Source organism: Streptomyces sp. NPDC001980, assembly GCF_040296885.1.
In the GTDB taxonomy this organism is placed as follows: domain Bacteria; phylum Actinomycetota; class Actinomycetes; order Streptomycetales; family Streptomycetaceae; genus Streptomyces.
The window spans coordinates 124,745-138,511 of sequence record NZ_JBEOYD010000008.1; the positions used below are offsets into that span (position 1 = coordinate 124,745).

At 68.0% G+C, this 13,767-nt stretch carries 17 protein-coding genes; 9 read left to right on the forward strand and 8 right to left on the reverse strand.

All coding sequences use genetic code 11. From position 1 onward, the window contains the following. The first annotated feature begins 3 nt into the window (after positions 1–3). The 6 genes from ABT137_RS14605 (at position 4) to ABT137_RS14630 (ending at position 6,028) form a co-directional block, all read left to right on the forward strand. Positions 4–813 carry an aldo/keto reductase family protein gene (locus ABT137_RS14605; protein ID WP_351707797.1) on the forward strand — a complete coding sequence of 270 codons (810 nt, stop codon included), beginning with the start codon at positions 4–6 and terminating at the stop codon, positions 811–813. After that, positions 800–1,483, forward strand: coding sequence for a phytanoyl-CoA dioxygenase family protein (locus ABT137_RS14610; RefSeq protein ID WP_351707800.1), 684 nt, complete (start codon positions 800–802; stop codon positions 1,481–1,483). Before ABT137_RS14605 ends, ABT137_RS14610 begins: the two co-directional genes overlap by 14 nt. Continuing rightward, positions 1,480–2,166: a phytanoyl-CoA dioxygenase family protein gene (locus tag ABT137_RS14615; RefSeq protein WP_351707803.1), complete on the forward strand. Its 687-nt coding sequence runs from the start codon at positions 1,480–1,482 to the stop codon at positions 2,164–2,166. The genes ABT137_RS14610 and ABT137_RS14615 overlap by 4 nt, the downstream gene beginning before the upstream one ends. Before the next feature lie 60 nt (positions 2,167–2,226). Then, complete coding sequence (locus ABT137_RS14620) at positions 2,227–3,420, forward strand: cytochrome P450 (RefSeq protein ID WP_351707806.1); 1,194 nt, start codon at positions 2,227–2,229, stop codon at positions 3,418–3,420. A gap of 178 nt (positions 3,421–3,598) precedes the next feature. After that, complete coding sequence (locus ABT137_RS14625; RefSeq protein WP_351707809.1) at positions 3,599–4,849, forward strand: YcaO-like family protein; 1,251 nt, start codon at positions 3,599–3,601, stop codon at positions 4,847–4,849. 3 nt (positions 4,850–4,852) lie between these two features. Then, positions 4,853–6,028 carry a TfuA-like protein gene (locus tag ABT137_RS14630; protein ID WP_351707812.1) on the forward strand — a complete coding sequence of 392 codons (1,176 nt, stop codon included), beginning with the start codon at positions 4,853–4,855 and terminating at the stop codon, positions 6,026–6,028. A gap of 712 nt (positions 6,029–6,740) precedes the next feature. Here ABT137_RS14630 and ABT137_RS14635 read toward each other — a convergent pair. From ABT137_RS14635 to ABT137_RS14670, 8 genes are read right to left on the reverse strand one after another with little or no spacing between them, the layout of a single operon-like run. After that, on the reverse strand, positions 6,741–7,151 hold the full coding sequence (locus ABT137_RS14635; protein ID WP_351707815.1) for a gas vesicle protein K: 411 nt from the start codon (positions 7,149–7,151) through the stop codon (positions 6,741–6,743). Then, positions 7,135–7,383 (reverse strand): gas vesicle protein, encoded by a 249-nt coding sequence (locus ABT137_RS14640; RefSeq protein ID WP_351707818.1) that lies wholly within the window; start codon positions 7,381–7,383, stop codon positions 7,135–7,137. Before ABT137_RS14640 ends, ABT137_RS14635 begins: the two co-directional genes overlap by 17 nt. After that, positions 7,380–8,210: a GvpL/GvpF family gas vesicle protein gene (locus ABT137_RS14645; RefSeq protein ID WP_351707821.1), complete on the reverse strand. Its 831-nt coding sequence runs from the start codon at positions 8,208–8,210 to the stop codon at positions 7,380–7,382. The genes ABT137_RS14640 and ABT137_RS14645 overlap by 4 nt, the downstream gene beginning before the upstream one ends. Next, a complete protein-coding gene (locus ABT137_RS14650; protein ID WP_351707824.1) occupies positions 8,203–8,610 on the reverse strand; it encodes a gas vesicle protein in 408 nt (135 codons plus the stop codon). Before ABT137_RS14650 ends, ABT137_RS14645 begins: the two co-directional genes overlap by 8 nt. Before the next feature lie 39 nt (positions 8,611–8,649). After that, positions 8,650–8,892, reverse strand: a complete 243-nt coding sequence (locus tag ABT137_RS14655) for a gas vesicle protein GvpG (RefSeq protein ID WP_351707827.1) — start codon at positions 8,890–8,892, stop codon at positions 8,650–8,652. 10 nt (positions 8,893–8,902) lie between these two features. Beyond that, positions 8,903–9,616, reverse strand: coding sequence for a GvpL/GvpF family gas vesicle protein (locus tag ABT137_RS14660; RefSeq protein ID WP_351707830.1), 714 nt, complete (start codon positions 9,614–9,616; stop codon positions 8,903–8,905). Positions 9,617–9,643: 27 nt separating this feature from the next. Beyond that, entirely contained in the window at positions 9,644–10,126 is a 483-nt protein-coding gene (locus ABT137_RS14665) for a gas vesicle structural protein GvpA (RefSeq protein WP_351708384.1), read from the reverse strand. Positions 10,127–10,154: 28 nt separating this feature from the next. Next, positions 10,155–10,505, reverse strand: a complete 351-nt coding sequence (locus ABT137_RS14670; RefSeq protein ID WP_351707833.1) for a gas vesicle protein GvpO — start codon at positions 10,503–10,505, stop codon at positions 10,155–10,157. Between the two features lie 254 nt (positions 10,506–10,759). Here ABT137_RS14670 and ABT137_RS14675 point away from each other — a divergent pair, with 254 nt between their 5' ends. The 3 genes from ABT137_RS14675 to ABT137_RS14685 all read left to right on the forward strand — a co-directional run bounded on the left by ABT137_RS14675 (position 10,760) and on the right by ABT137_RS14685 (position 13,741). Next, positions 10,760–11,614: a histone protein gene (locus tag ABT137_RS14675; protein ID WP_351707836.1), complete on the forward strand. Its 855-nt coding sequence runs from the start codon at positions 10,760–10,762 to the stop codon at positions 11,612–11,614. A 3-nt stretch (positions 11,615–11,617) separates the two neighbouring features. Further along, on the forward strand, positions 11,618–12,610 hold the full coding sequence (locus ABT137_RS14680; RefSeq protein ID WP_351707839.1) for an SRPBCC family protein: 993 nt from the start codon (positions 11,618–11,620) through the stop codon (positions 12,608–12,610). A gap of 411 nt (positions 12,611–13,021) precedes the next feature. Then, positions 13,022–13,741, forward strand: coding sequence for a TetR/AcrR family transcriptional regulator (locus ABT137_RS14685; RefSeq protein ID WP_351707842.1), 720 nt, complete (start codon positions 13,022–13,024; stop codon positions 13,739–13,741). Positions 13,742–13,767 lie beyond the last annotated feature (26 nt).

Here is a 13,767-nt window from a genome sequence, read left to right on the forward strand (position 1 = left end):
TCCATGAACACGATGCAGGATCAGCCGTCCGTGGTGATCGGCACCATGCGCTGCTCGGGGTCCTTCAACGGCCTGATGGTGCTGGGTCGCGACGCGGACGAGGGCCGGGAGTTCGTCGAGGGTGCGCTCGCCCAGGGCTTCACCACGTTCGACACCTCGCCCGTGTATGCCCGCGGGAGAGCGGAGGAGGACCTCGGCGCGCACCTTCCCGGCGACGCGTCGGTCTGGACCAAGGTCGGGATCGACACCACCACTCCCCTGCCCACCCTGGACTACAGCCTCGAAGGAATGGCCAAGTCGCTGCAGGGAAGCCTGAAGCGGCTCGGGCGGGACCACGTCGAGGTCGCCTTCGTGCACAATCCGGAGCCGAGGCGGGTGTCGGACATCGACTTCGCCGGGTTCGCCAGGCACTGCTCACGGACGGGGCAGGCGGATCTGGTGGGCGTCAGTGTGCTGCTGCCGGACGTGAGTCTGCCGCAGATCGCCGGCAGGCTGCCCGCCGGCAGCGTGGTCATGTGCGAGGCGGACCAGCTGGATCCGCAGGACACGAACGTGACGCGCCTCCTCGCCGACTACCGCCTCGTGGTCCGCAGTCTCTTCTCGGGCGGCTCTCGGCTGCGGGCGGTACCGCCCGAGCGCAGGGCGGAGGCGATCGCCGCCAGGATCTCCGAGATCCACGAGATCTACCGCCCCGAAGCCGTGGTCATCGGCCCTCGGACCAAGGAGCAGCTGGATGACTACGAGGCGGGGCCGGCCTGGCTCACGTCCGCTGCCCGGCACTCCGCACCCGGGCGGTCCCATGTCACTCGATGAGGCGGAGGTGGCGCAGCAGCTGCGGGTGTTCGGATTCGCCCGCCTCCGGGGGGCCGCCGCGGACACCGTGGAGGAACTGCAGCGTGCTTTCGGCCGGCTGATCGATCTGCCGGCGGACGGTACGCCGAACGAGAGAGTCACCAGGTTCGACGCCCTCAACGAGATGCCCGAGCTGGGGCTGATCTCCGGATCGGCGTGGGTGGGCGCGATCTGCGGGGCGTTCTTCGAACGCAACCACCAGGTCATCACCAGCGATGCCAACGCGCTCGTCGGCGACTCGTACTGGCACTCGGACGGTTTCTACACCACGCCGTTCCTGCGTTTCGTTCTGTACCTGGACGCCACCGCGCACGACACGGGTGCCCTGCGTTTCCTTCCCGGTTCACATCGGGCCGACAACGGCTGGCTCGGGGAACCGACCCAGCACGTCATCAGGCACGGGGAGGACCTCGGTCTCACCGGTGGCGACGTTCCGGCGGTGGTCGTCGGGTCCGAGCCCGGCGACGTCATCGTCTTCGACACGAACGTCCTGCACTCGGCATGGCACGGCGACATACGACGGCAGCTGGCGTTCAACTGTGTCGGTGACCCGGTGACCGAGACCGAGCAGCGCGACACGCGTCGCTACTTCCTCAACCGCTACGTCTCCGGATCGGTGTCCATCGGATGAGACTCACCTCTTTGTCGGTGACCGACGCCGAGGTCACCCGCTTCAGGACGTTCGGGTTCCTCCACCTGCGCGGTGTGCAGAACGACGTCGTGCCGGCCGTCGCCGACGCCTTCGAAGATGTCTTCGAGAACTTCCCGCAGGTCGGCCGGCAGGGGCGTGCGGGCGTCGCCCGGATCGCCGAGCGCAGCGAGGTGCTCCAGAAGGTGCTCCTGGCCGAGGACCGGTGTCCTCAGGTGGCACGTCGGCTGCTGGGCACGGATGTCGTCTACGTCGGCGGCGACGGAGTCCGCTACGACGGTGCCACCTACTGGCACCGGGACGGGAACCACCGCGCTCTGCGGCTCCTCAAGATCGTCCAGTATCTGGAGCCGCTCGACGGCGGCACCGGAGCGCTGCGGTTCATTCCCGGCACCCACCGCAGAGGCGAGAGCTGGGACTCGTTCGCCGCGGAGATGGAGAACCCGATGCGTCGCCTCGGGATGCGGCCCGAGGAGGTGCCGGCCTTCACCGTCGACTCCTCCCCCGGTGACCTCATCGCCTTCGATCCGCACTCCTACCATGCGTCGTTCGGCGGTGCCGACAAGCGGCGGCAGATCACCACGACGTACGCGGCCGTGCCGGAGTCGGCCGAAGCGCGTCAGGAGCTGACGAGCTATCTGCTCGCCGACCGATCGCTCCTGTAGCCCCTCCCCCGGTACTCCGTCAGGCTTATGAAGCGCGTGAATTGAACGGGTTGGTTTGTGATGGACAACGTAACGGCGGAGACCACGGTGCCGCAGATCCCGACGGACCGGGAAGCGGAACCGGTCAAGTGGTTCGACGAACTGCGTGAGTCGCACGGTGTGCACTGGGACGAGAGCACGAACACGTGGTATGTGACGCGATACGACGACGTGTACGACCTTCTGCCTGATCCCCGGCTCGGCGCCCAGGTGGAAACCTACTGCCCGCCCTCGCTGACGGAAGAGCAGGAGAACACCTACTGGCGGGTGACGGAGTTCATCGACCGCTGGCCCGTGTTCTCCGATCCGCCGCGGCACACCGGTATGCGGCGTCTGCTCCTGCCGCTGTTCACGCCCGCCGCCGTTCGGCAGATGGTCGCCGCGATGACGGATTCCGTCGCGGCGACGAGTCCCACGGTGACGCCTGACAGGCTGTTCGCCGATGTCGTCAGGCCGGCTCTGGCAGCCGGCCTGAGCGATCTCCTGGACGAGGAGCCGGACGGCCTGGCACAGCTCGCGGACTGCGCCACCCGGATCCTGGCCGTAGGGCCGATCGAGACGTACGACCCCGGCATCGGGCGGCTCGCGGAAGAGGCCCTGGACGAGCTGACCGGGCTCGTCGCGCAGCGCTGCGCGGCTCCCCGGGGGGTCCTCGCCTCGGCGCTGAGCCGCGCTCTGTCCGACGGGACGTTGGATCTTCTGGACGCGACCGCGATATACGCCCAGCTGGTGAGTGGCGCGCTGGAACCCACCGCGGCGGCTGTCGCACGCCTGCTGGAGGCGTTGACCGGCCCGGAGAGCGCCGCCGTCGACCTGAAGGAAGACGTCGACGGGGCCGTGGACGAGGCGCTGCGGCTGGTCACGCCCTTCCACTTGGCCACCAGGCGCGCGCTGTCCGATCTGACCCTGCACGGTCACACCGTACGGGCCGAGTCGCGCGTGGTCCTCGTACTCGTGGCGGCCAACCGCGACCCGAGGCGGTTCGCCGACCCGGGCACCTTCCGTGCGGACAGGACCGGGGCTCGCCATGTCGCCTTCGGGCGGGGCCGGCACGCGTGTCTGGCCGCCGGACTCACGCGGCAGGTCATGAGGGAGATGATGCTGCAACTCGCGTCGACCGGCCTGTTGGAGGAGCTGCCTCGGCTGACCGCGGTGTGGAAGGGGGACTTCGGGGCGCGTTTCGCCGACGACCTCGTGGTCACGCGGGACGCCTGAGGCAGGCCCCAGGGGCGCGGACCGGGCCGTCGCGGTCCTCTGTGCCGTGACGAGCGCCGGCAGGGCCGTGTGGACCGGCGACCGTCGCCCCTCGTCGGCCCGCTCCGCCGGCTCCTGAACCGCAGCGACGCGGCGGGCCGCGTTCCCGTCGATCCCCGCTTCCAGATAAGGCATCACGATGATGGTCGAACCGAACAGCCTGACAGCCCTGCGCCCGGACAGCTTTCAGCCTGATGCGGAAAGTTCGGAGGCCGGACACGCCAGAAGTTTCGAGGAGACGTGGGACTTCCTGAAACCACTGCTGCCCCGCGTCCCCGTCACGCGCGTGTACGACACCACCCCCCTGGATTACATCAGCTCCCCCGTGTGGTCGGCCGTGACACCTCTGGCCAAAGACCTGATGGTGAGCGCGGGAAAGGGGGCGACTCCGATCGCGGCGAAGCTCAGCGCCGTCATGGAGGCGATCGAGCGCGTCTCGGCCGAGGAGATTCCGGCCCGCCGGATCGTCAGGGGTTCCTACGAGGAACTCGCTCCCGCCGCTGCGGTCGACCCGGAGGACTTCAGCCTGCCGCAGGACACGACGTACCGGCCCGACGCCGTTTTCTCCTGGACGGGAGCGTACGACCTGGCGCAGGGGGGCCATCATCTGGTGCCGACCGACCTCGTCCTCAATCCCTCCACGGAAGGCATGACGGCTCGGATCGAGACCAACGGGCTCGCCTCCGGAAATACGTATTCAGAGGCGGTCCTCCACGCGGTCTGTGAGCTTGTCGAGCGCGACGCGGTGTCGGAGGAAGCGTTCTACTCCGCTCACCACGACCCGGTTTTCTCTCCTCGTCGACCTTTGAGGGTCATATCTCCGGAGTCGGTTCCAGCCGGAACCGCGAAGGAGCTCATCGACGCGCTGACCGGTCAGGGTCTGGTTGTCCGGATACAGGATCTGACCAGCGTGATCGACATTCCGGTCATCCGGGTCGTCCTTTTCGACGACGGCTACTTCGGGCAGGAGGGCAAGGTGACCTACTTCCCCGGGTACGGGGCCGACCTCCAGCCCGAACGGGCGCTGCTTCGCGCTCTCACCGAGGCGTGCCAAGGTCACGCCAGCTTCGCCACGGGTGCGCGAGAGGTGTTCGAGACCGGGCGCGCGCGGCGCAGGCCGGCCGAGCTGAAGCGGCTCGACTCTCTTTACCGGAACCCCGGCTCCCTGGCGTTCCCGCAGGCCAAGGACGGCAGCGGCAGCATCCTGCAGAACATACGCACGGTCGTCGGCCGGCTGCGGGACGCAGGACACGAAAAGTGCCTGGTGACAGAACTCAGCCGCGAGGATCTCGGCGTGCCGGTGGTTCGTGTCCTGGTTCCGGGCCTCGCGTCTCCCTACGGTGAGAGTTCGCGCACCCCTACCCTCCGCCTGCTGGAATCGGTGATCTGAGCCATGAGAACCACCATATTCACCGGGCCGTCCCTGCCGCCGGGCGAGGCACGGGTCCTTCTGCCGCAGGCGCACGTCCTTCCCCCCGCGAAACGCGGCGACGTCTACCGGGCCAGAGAAAGCGGAAGCTCCCGGATCCTCATCATCGACGGATCGTTTTCGCAGGTGCTCCCGGTGTCACCGCGAGAGGTCGTCGAGGTGGCTCGCGACGGCGCTCAGATCGTCGGGGCGTCCAGTATGGGGGCCATACGGGCCGCGGAATGCTGGCCCGTCGGCGTCCACGGTGTCGGAGCCGTCTACAGGATGTACCGGTCCGGCCTCTTCGATTCGGACGACCCCGTGGTGGTCGCGACGGATCCCGACGACGACCACTCGGCGGTGAGCGTCGCCCTGGTCAATATCCGCGCGGCGATCAGAAAGCTGTACGGTCTCAAGCTGATCACCCGGTCCCAGGGTGTGGAGCTTCACCGGGTCGCCGCCGAATCGTACTATCCCGACCGGGTCTGGCGGCTTCTGCTCAAGAAGGCCGGGATCGACGACCCGAGTGGCGTGATAGGTGAAGTCGCAGCCTCTGTCGACATCAAGAGGGTGGACGCACTGAGGGCTGTTCGCTTTCTTTCGCTCCTGCCCGACGGGGCACCTGCCGATGGAACCGACCGCCGATTCAGCCAAGGGCCGCGATACTCCTCGCACGACCCGCTTCTCGGCCACAGCCGTGAAGAACTCGATCTGTCACTCCCTCCGTTCATATTCGGAACCGGCCGGTATCAGAAATACATCCGGTTCCTGCTGGCCGGACAGCTCGATGTCGCAGGACTGACCACCGGGAGCGAGTCGAAGCTCTCCCGGAATTCCTCGGTCGAGCCGGCTCTCGCGGGCCTCTTCCTGGACATTCCGTCACTGTCCGCAAACCTGATGGACAAGATTCATCATTTCAGGCAGTTCGAGACGGAAGTGATGCTGTGGCATGCGGTTCACCGGCTGAAGGATCACAAGACGAGCCGCACGGAGGTGACACCCCCTCATGAGACCAAGGTCAGGGACTCGATAGCGAAGGCCCACGGCTATGACAACTGGGACGCGCTGACAACCGACTTGCGTGACGACGCTCTGCCCAGCGGGGTCCCCCTCGACTGGATCGAGGAAGCCTGTCACGACTTGACTCTCGCCAGGTCCTGACACCCCCGGAACCGCCGGGCGGCGACACCGACGGAGGCCGGCGACAGGAAAGCGCGGACCTCTGGAGGTCGCCCGCCGCCCCGAGTCCGGTCAGCGCGCCCACCGGATCCAGGCCGGAGGTGCCTCTGAGCCACCAGCGGACGTGAGATGGGTCGAGGACCGCACGGGACAGGTCGCCAGGTCCTCCTCGTCCAGGAGCTGGAGAACTGACGAGCAGGCAGCCTCGCCAACTCCCACAGACCGTCCCGAACGATCCATCCCCAACGCCCCTCCCCATGCCCAGCCCAACAATCAACTGACCATGTAGGACACGGTCTTGGACGCGTAGGCGAGTGCAATCGCAAAGCAGGCGCACCCCGAGAGCGTCACCAGGATGGTCCTCGGCGGGGCCTCGCCGTATCACCCGCCTGTCACACAGCCATCACCAACTGGGCATGCCTTCCGGGAGCAGGAGGCCCTGACCTGTGGTTTCATGCCCGCACCGGACTGACGTATACGCCCCTGGACGGTCTTTACAACCTGTGCCAGGTCGCGCCGAGCGAGGGGCCGAGGACAAGAACCGGGGCGTCTTCCGGGCCGTCGAAGCGGTACTGGAGGGCAGGGGTCTTCGTCGCTCCTCCGGATCACCGGGGAACCCCCGCACCGCCTCCACGGCAGGGCGGGGCCCGGTGTCCCGGCCGGGCTACGTGACCTCGACGGTCACCGAGTGGGTTCAGTCGGAGGGCGGAAGCAGTGTGCCCAGTGGCCCGAGGTCCAGGTTGAGGTCCTCCATGGTCAGCCCGTACTGGGCGCACAGGTCGCTCATGCGGTCGTGGAGGAGCATGAGTGTCACGCCCAGGCGTTCTTCCTGTTCGTCGGTGAGGTCTCCTTGGTCGACGCGGTGCAGGGCCTGTCGTTCCATGAGCTGGCGCAGCAGTTCCACGAGGGTGAGGACGAGCCTGAGGAGGTCCCGTTCGACGGTGTCGGGGTCGGAGCTGATCCGCCGGGCCGGGGAACGTGGGCCCTTTCCGGCCGGCGGGTCCAGGTCGCGTGGGGCGGCGGGCAGCAACCGGAAGGCGCGGGCGGCGGCCTCCGCGACTTCGGCGGCGCGGGACGGCGGCCGGCTCTCACCCTCGGCTGTCATGGTCGCCGCCTTGCAGCGGGCCGGTGCTCGTCCAGGGCGAGGGGTTCTGCTCGCTGATGGAGACGATCAGGGCACGCAGTGAGACACGTACCAGATCGATGTCCGCGATGGACAGCACGACGTCACCGGTGAGGACGACCCCACCGGTCAGCAGCCGGTCCAGGAGATCGATGAGCGCGACCTGCCGCTGAGGCAGGCGCTCCGCTTCGGGTGGCGGGCTGGGCGTGCTCACGGGGGTGCTCCCTCCGCGGTACCGCCGGATTCGCCGGGTGGCATGGCGAAGGAGTACGGAGCCCAGGGGCCGGTGGCCTCGACCCGTACCCCGTCCAGCCCGTCGGCGGCGCGCGTCACGTCGGCCAGGAAGTCGTCGCAGCGCTCCAGGGGCACAAGGTAGGCGTCATTGACCACGTTCTCGCCGGCGCCGGCGGCGCTGCCGGCCGCTTCGGCGAGAAAACCCTGTTGCACGCGGTGCCGTACCCGGTCGGAGGCGTGCTTGCGGCCCGCGGTCTCCACCCGCTCGGCGGCCTGCTGCGCAGCCTGGTAGACGGTGTCGCGCACACTTTGCTGCTGCCGGCGGTTCCGCAGATAGGCCCGCCCGGGGTGCGGGTCCGCCGCGGGAACGGCCGGAGCCGCGGGGACCGCGGACGGCTCGACGTAGATCTTGACCCCCCATTCGACATGTTCGGAGAGCCGGGCCAGGCGCTCGGCGAACACGGTCCGCCCGGCTTCCAGGACCTCCCGGGCCCGGTTGTCGTCCAGGTAGACGGTTGCCAGGCGCAGGGGAAGGACGGTGGTGCGCTCGGCCAGGGCTTCGATCACGCCGTGGTGGGCGCGGGCCACCGTCTCCAGCCATTCCAGGTCCTCGAGATGCTGCTTGAGGGCGTCCTCCCTGAAGTCCTGCGCCGGCACATGACTCACCACGAGCCCCAGCTGATCGTCGCCGGTGTCGGTGACGAGGCCGACCGGGGCGTCGGCGACGCCCCGGAGCGGTGCGGCCGCCTCCTGTACTCCCCCTGCGGCTCGTACCACCGCATACGCGTAGGTCAGCAGGTCACTCATCGCGAGCACTTCCCCGGCGACGGCCACCCGTGACCCGGGGCGTCTCCTCCTCCGCGGGGAGGGCGTCGCCCTGGCGGAGGGCATCGATCTCGGCCCGCAACCGGCGGTTCTCCTCGGCCAGTGACCGTTCACCCCTGGCCCGGGAGGAGAGCGCGGGATCGTGCTCCCACCAGTCGATGCCCATTTCCTTCGCCTTGTCGACGGAGGCGACCAGGAGGCGCAGTTTTATGGTCAACAGCTCGATGTCGAGCAGGTTGATCTGTATGTCGCCCGCGATGACGATGCCCTTGTCGAGTACCCGTTCAAGGATGTCGGCGAGATTGGCGGAGGAGCCCTGCCCGTAGGGCGGCGCCGCTCGGGACGGGTAGGAACCAAGCCTGTTGGCCAGGGGTTCAGTCACGGTTGCGGCCTCGAATTCCCTCGTACCGGATCAGGAGTGTCAGCCCTGCCGGTAGGCACGGATCTCCTCCAGCCGGTCGAGCAGTTCGTCCTCGCGCCGGTCGAACTGCTCCTCGTCGATCTCTCCCGCGACGAGGAGACGCTCGAGCTCGGCGAGTTCGCGGTGCACCGGTGCGGGGTCGTAGTACTGGTTCTCGGCTTCCTCCCGGACCCGCTCCACGACCCATACGACGCCGCGCACGGGGGCCAGGGGAAGGGTGACGAGCTGGGTGAACAGGCCCATGAGAACTCCTTCAGACGAAGCTGTAGGGGGGCAGGGGGCCGTTGAGCCGGAAATCGAAGTCGTCACCCATCTGATGGGCGACGCTCAGCTCCGTGGTGAGGAACGCCTCTTCCTGGTCCTCGGTCACCAGGAACGACACGTTGAGAAAGTCCGAACCCGTCGGCTGGGACGAATCAAGCGTCCGGGCGTAGGGGCGCAGCGCTTCGACCACACCCGCCGCCAGCGACTCCTGCCGTGCCTGTACCTCCCGGGTGACCAGCTCCCCCAGTTGCAGCGATGCGTCGGGGGCGGCGGTGCCGCCGCGGATCTCGTCGTTGAGCTCTCGTGCCCCGTCCGACTCCCGCAGGATCTGCCGCAGCAGCGCGTCCTCGTCCTGCGACGCCTTGAGGTGGTACTCGCTGCACCCCTCCAGTGCCTGAAGCCGGTCCGTGTAGTCCGCGGCATTCTGCTCCAGGGCCACCCGGACGGCCTCGTCGCTCTCGGCGATGAGACCGAACCGCATGGGGAGCACGGTGCCGTCGGCCATGAGGCGCTCCTGTACGGCCTGGTGTGCGATGACGTCGCGGCGCTTGGGGCGTAGATCCTCCGGCGCGTCGCTGACCACAGCACACAGCGGTCCGGCCGTCACTGTCCGCAAGCCCGCCGGAGGCTCACCGACGCCGTTGAGACCGTCGAGGCGGAGCGGATGCTGCTTGCCGGTGATGGAGTAGATGTATACGGCCATGGCTCATTCCTTCGCACGCGGCGAGCCTCATTCACGCTCACGTCGGGAGGCGCGCCGAACCGGCCGCCGTCGCCTCTCCACGGGTTCCCTTTCCTTGCCCTCGTCTTCTTCCTCGGGCTCTTCTTCTTCGGCTTCCTCGGCGTCGTCACGGCCGGTGATCCCCTTGAGGGAATCGGTGACCGCTTCCGCCGCGCCGGAAAGCGCCCCCTTGGATTTTCCTTTGGCTCCGCTCTCCATTGTGTCTCCGACGATGTCGGTCAACTGGGCGGGCGCCTTCCTCCCGGATTCGAGGTCAAGGCGGTTGCACGCCTCGGCGAAGCGCAAATAGGTGTCGACGCTGGCCACGACGATGCGAGCGTCGATCTTGAGGATTTCGATCCCCACCAGCGACACGCGGACGAACACGTCGATGACGAGTCCGCGGTCGAGAATGAGTTCCAGGACGTCGTAGAGGCTGCCGGTGCCGCCACCGCGAGCGACACTGCCTCCACTTTGCGGCACCACCGTCATGGTGCCTCCCTTCACCGGCAGCGCCGTCTCAGCCCCGCCGATCGATTTGGCCACGCGTATAGCGGCGCTTCCGTTCGTATCCCACCAGATCGCCTTCCTCGTCGAGCGTCACTCGATAGGTGGCCATCACGCTGGTGGTTTCCGGGACGCGCTCCAATTCGAGTACCTCGACATCGGCTTCCCAACCGGTTTCGGTCGGTTTCACTGCCGAGACGGACTCGGGGGCACGGCCGAGCAACTCCTGGAGTTGTCCGACGGCGGAGCGTATGGCCCAGCCGACGTTGCCCTTGCCGGAGCGGCGACGGGAACCGCTCGTGCCGTCCCCGTCGGAACCGCGGCTCCGACTGCTGGATCGCCTTCGGGGTTCTGGTGCGGCCATGGTCTCTCCGGTGGTCGGAGCGGGCGCCATATTCCACCCACGAACCCTATAATTTCATAACATAGGGACACATATCGCCCTAGCGTGGATGACTTCGCGGTGACCTGCCCGGTGGTTGCATGGTGTGTCTGTGGCACAGCGGGCTGTGAGGCACGGTGCGTGCGATCCGCCTTCTGTCTCCATCGCGGGTCCGGGAACGGGGCGTTGGTCCGGATGCGGGCGTTTTCACCTGCCCTTTCCGAAGGGAACCGCTCATGAACGACACGACCAAGGTCGGCCTCGCCGCCGCCGTCGCAGCGGGCTATGTGCTCGGACGCACGAAAAAAGCGCGCCTTGCCTTCGCCATGGCAACCTACCTCGCCGGCCGCCGCTTTGGGCTCGACCCCCAGCAGTTGATGACGACCGGACTTCGCAAGATCGGTGATGTTCCAGGGGTTGCCGAGTTGAACGAGCAGGTGCGCGGCGAACTACTGGACGCCGGCCGCAAGGCACTGGCAGCCGCTGCCGATCGGCGCCTCGCGGACCTTGCCGACTCGCTCCATGAGCGGACGCTGCGCATTGGCCAGGAAAAGGACGAGGACGAAGAGGCCGAAGAGGACGAAGCCGAGTACGAGGAGGACGAGGAGGAGCAGGAGAAGGGCGAGGGGCAGTACGAGGAGGAAGAGGAAGAGGAAGCGGAAGAGGGGGAGGAGGAACCGGAGGAGGAAGAGCCGGAGGGCGAACTGGAGGAAGAGCCCGAGGAGGAGGAAGAGCCCGAGGAAGAGGCCGAGGAGGAGCCGCCGCAGCGTCGCCGTCGGCGGACGGGAATCGCGGCGCGGAAGCGCCCGGACGCACCCGCTCCCCGTAAGGCGGCCGCCAAGAAGGCCGCTCCTGGAAGGAAGGCGGCCCCGGCGAAGAAGACCGCAGCGCACCGGCCCCCCGCCAGGAAGGCGGCGTCGGCGAAGAAGACTGCGAAGAAGTCTCCGCCTCCCGCCAAGAAGGCCGCTGCGAAGAGGCCCACTGCCAAGAAGACTTCGCCGAAGAGGGCGGCCGCGAAGAAGGCGCCGGCCAGGAAGACGGCCCCGGCGCGGAAGACCGCTGCCAAGAAGACGACCGCGCGGCGGAGGTAGGCCATGGCCGGCAAAGTGCAAGACACCAACCGCCAAGAGAGTTCGGGTCTGGACCTGCTGCGCGAAGAGTTCGTCGACTACCTCGGCGCTCAGGTGGGACATCTCGCCGACAAGGCAGGGGACAAGTTGGGGGATGTCACCGACCACCTTCTCGACGCGGCCGAGAACGGGGGCACACTCGCCGGCGTCGGCGGTCGGATGCTCAAGGGCGACTCCCCGCTGAAGGCGTTCGTGGGTCAGAAGGCCAAGGGGCTCAAGGACAACGTGATGGGCAAGGTCAAGAACATTTTCGGCGGAGGGAGCGGTGGCAAGGCCGGCAGCACCAAGGTCATGAACATCATCGAGGTGCTGGACGTGGGTGTCCCGATCCGCACGGCGTACAACTACTGGACCCAGTACGAGGAGTTCAGCAGCTTCACCAAAGGCGTACGCAGTGTGTCCAAGAACGACGAGGTCGCCAGCACCTGGAAGGTGAAGGTCGGTCCGTCGACTCGGGGCTGGAAGGCATCAGTCGAGGAGCAGGTGCCGGACGAGCGCATCGTATGGAGCTCCGAGGGCGCGAAAGGCACCACCCACGGCTGTGTCAGCTTCCACGAACTCACACCCGACCTGACGCGCATCGTGCTCGTCGTCGAGTACTACCCATCGGGCCTCTTCGAGAAGACCGGCAACCTGTGGCGCGCCCAAGGCCGCCGTCTGCGGCTGGACTTCAAGAACTTCCAGCGCTACGTCACCTTCGCCGACGAGGAGGTCGAGGGCTGGCGCGGCGAGATCCGCGACGGCGAGGTGGTCCGCAGCCACGAGGAGGCACTGGAAGAGGAGGAAGCGGCAGCGGAGGACGAGGACCAGGAGGAGTACGACGAAGAAGACGGGGAGGCACTCGACGAGGAACAGGAAGGGGAGGCACCTGACGAGGAAGAGGAAGAGGAGTACGACGAAGAGGAGCCGGAGGACGAGTACGACGAAGAGGCCGAAGCCGGACGAGGCGCTCGGTGAGGTGCGGGGAGATGGCCGCCGTGACGGTCATGTCGGCGTGGCCGGCCCCCGTGAGCACCAGGCGCCTGGCGTCAACACCCGGGCACGGGACGTCAAGCTTCAGGTCGGTTGTCACGCCGTTCGTGGTCGGCGTGGAGCAGGTGATGTCGTCGGTCGTTCTGACCGCCGACGTGTCGTAGGTGATCGCCGGGCCGCTGGGGGCGCTGACGGTGCCGACGCGGCGGACGGTCCGGCCGAGGAGTCGTCGTCCCCGCAGCCGCCGGAGACCCCCGTAAGCGAACCGGAGATTCACTCTCCGGTTCGGAGGAAGGTGTGTGGGGTCGATGGCCCGGCGACGCCGCCGCAGCCCCGGACGGCGCGGTCGTACGATGTGCCAGGACGATCGCACACCCCCGGAAGTGAGACCTCTGCATGGCGGCACCCTCCGCATCCGGCGCAGCCGGCGGTTCCGGTGGAGCGGGTACGCCCAGGCCACGGCGCGACCGCGAGTTGAACCGCCGCAAGCTCCTGGCCGCCGCCCGCGAGGTGTTCCGTGATCACGGCCTGAAGGCGACTCTGGACGACGTCGCCCGTCATGCCGGGCTCGGGGTGGGGACGGCCTATCGCCACTTCCCCAACAAGCAGGCCCTGATCGACGAGCTGGTCGACGACATGTTCGCGCGCGTCGAGGAAGCCACCCGGGAGGGGGCCGAGGACGACGACGCCTGGCGCGGGCTGACGGTCAGCCTGGAGCGCGTGGCCGAACTGCAGGCGCTCGATCGCGGCCTGCGCGAGGTCGTGCTCCACAGCGACCGCACGGTGCCGGCGGGGCTGCGCCACCAGGAGCGGATCAGGCGCAACGTCGATCTCGTGGTCGAGCGAGCCAAAGAGCAGGGCGTGCTGCGCGCGGACGCGGAGCCCTGGGACCTGGTCGTGATCCAGCAGATGCTGGCCGCGGTGACCGAGCGGAGCGGACAGCCGGACCTGTGGCGGCGCTATCTGAGGTTGCTGCTGGACGGGTTGCGAGCCCGTCCCGAGCGCACGGAGCCGCTTTCCGGCGGGGACTACGGCAAGCGGTTCGACGCGCCCGGATCGCACTGGATGGGCCCGCCACCGCTGGGTACGGACGCACCGGACGCACCGCGCGACTGACGGAAAATCCTCCGGTCCGGCTCTTG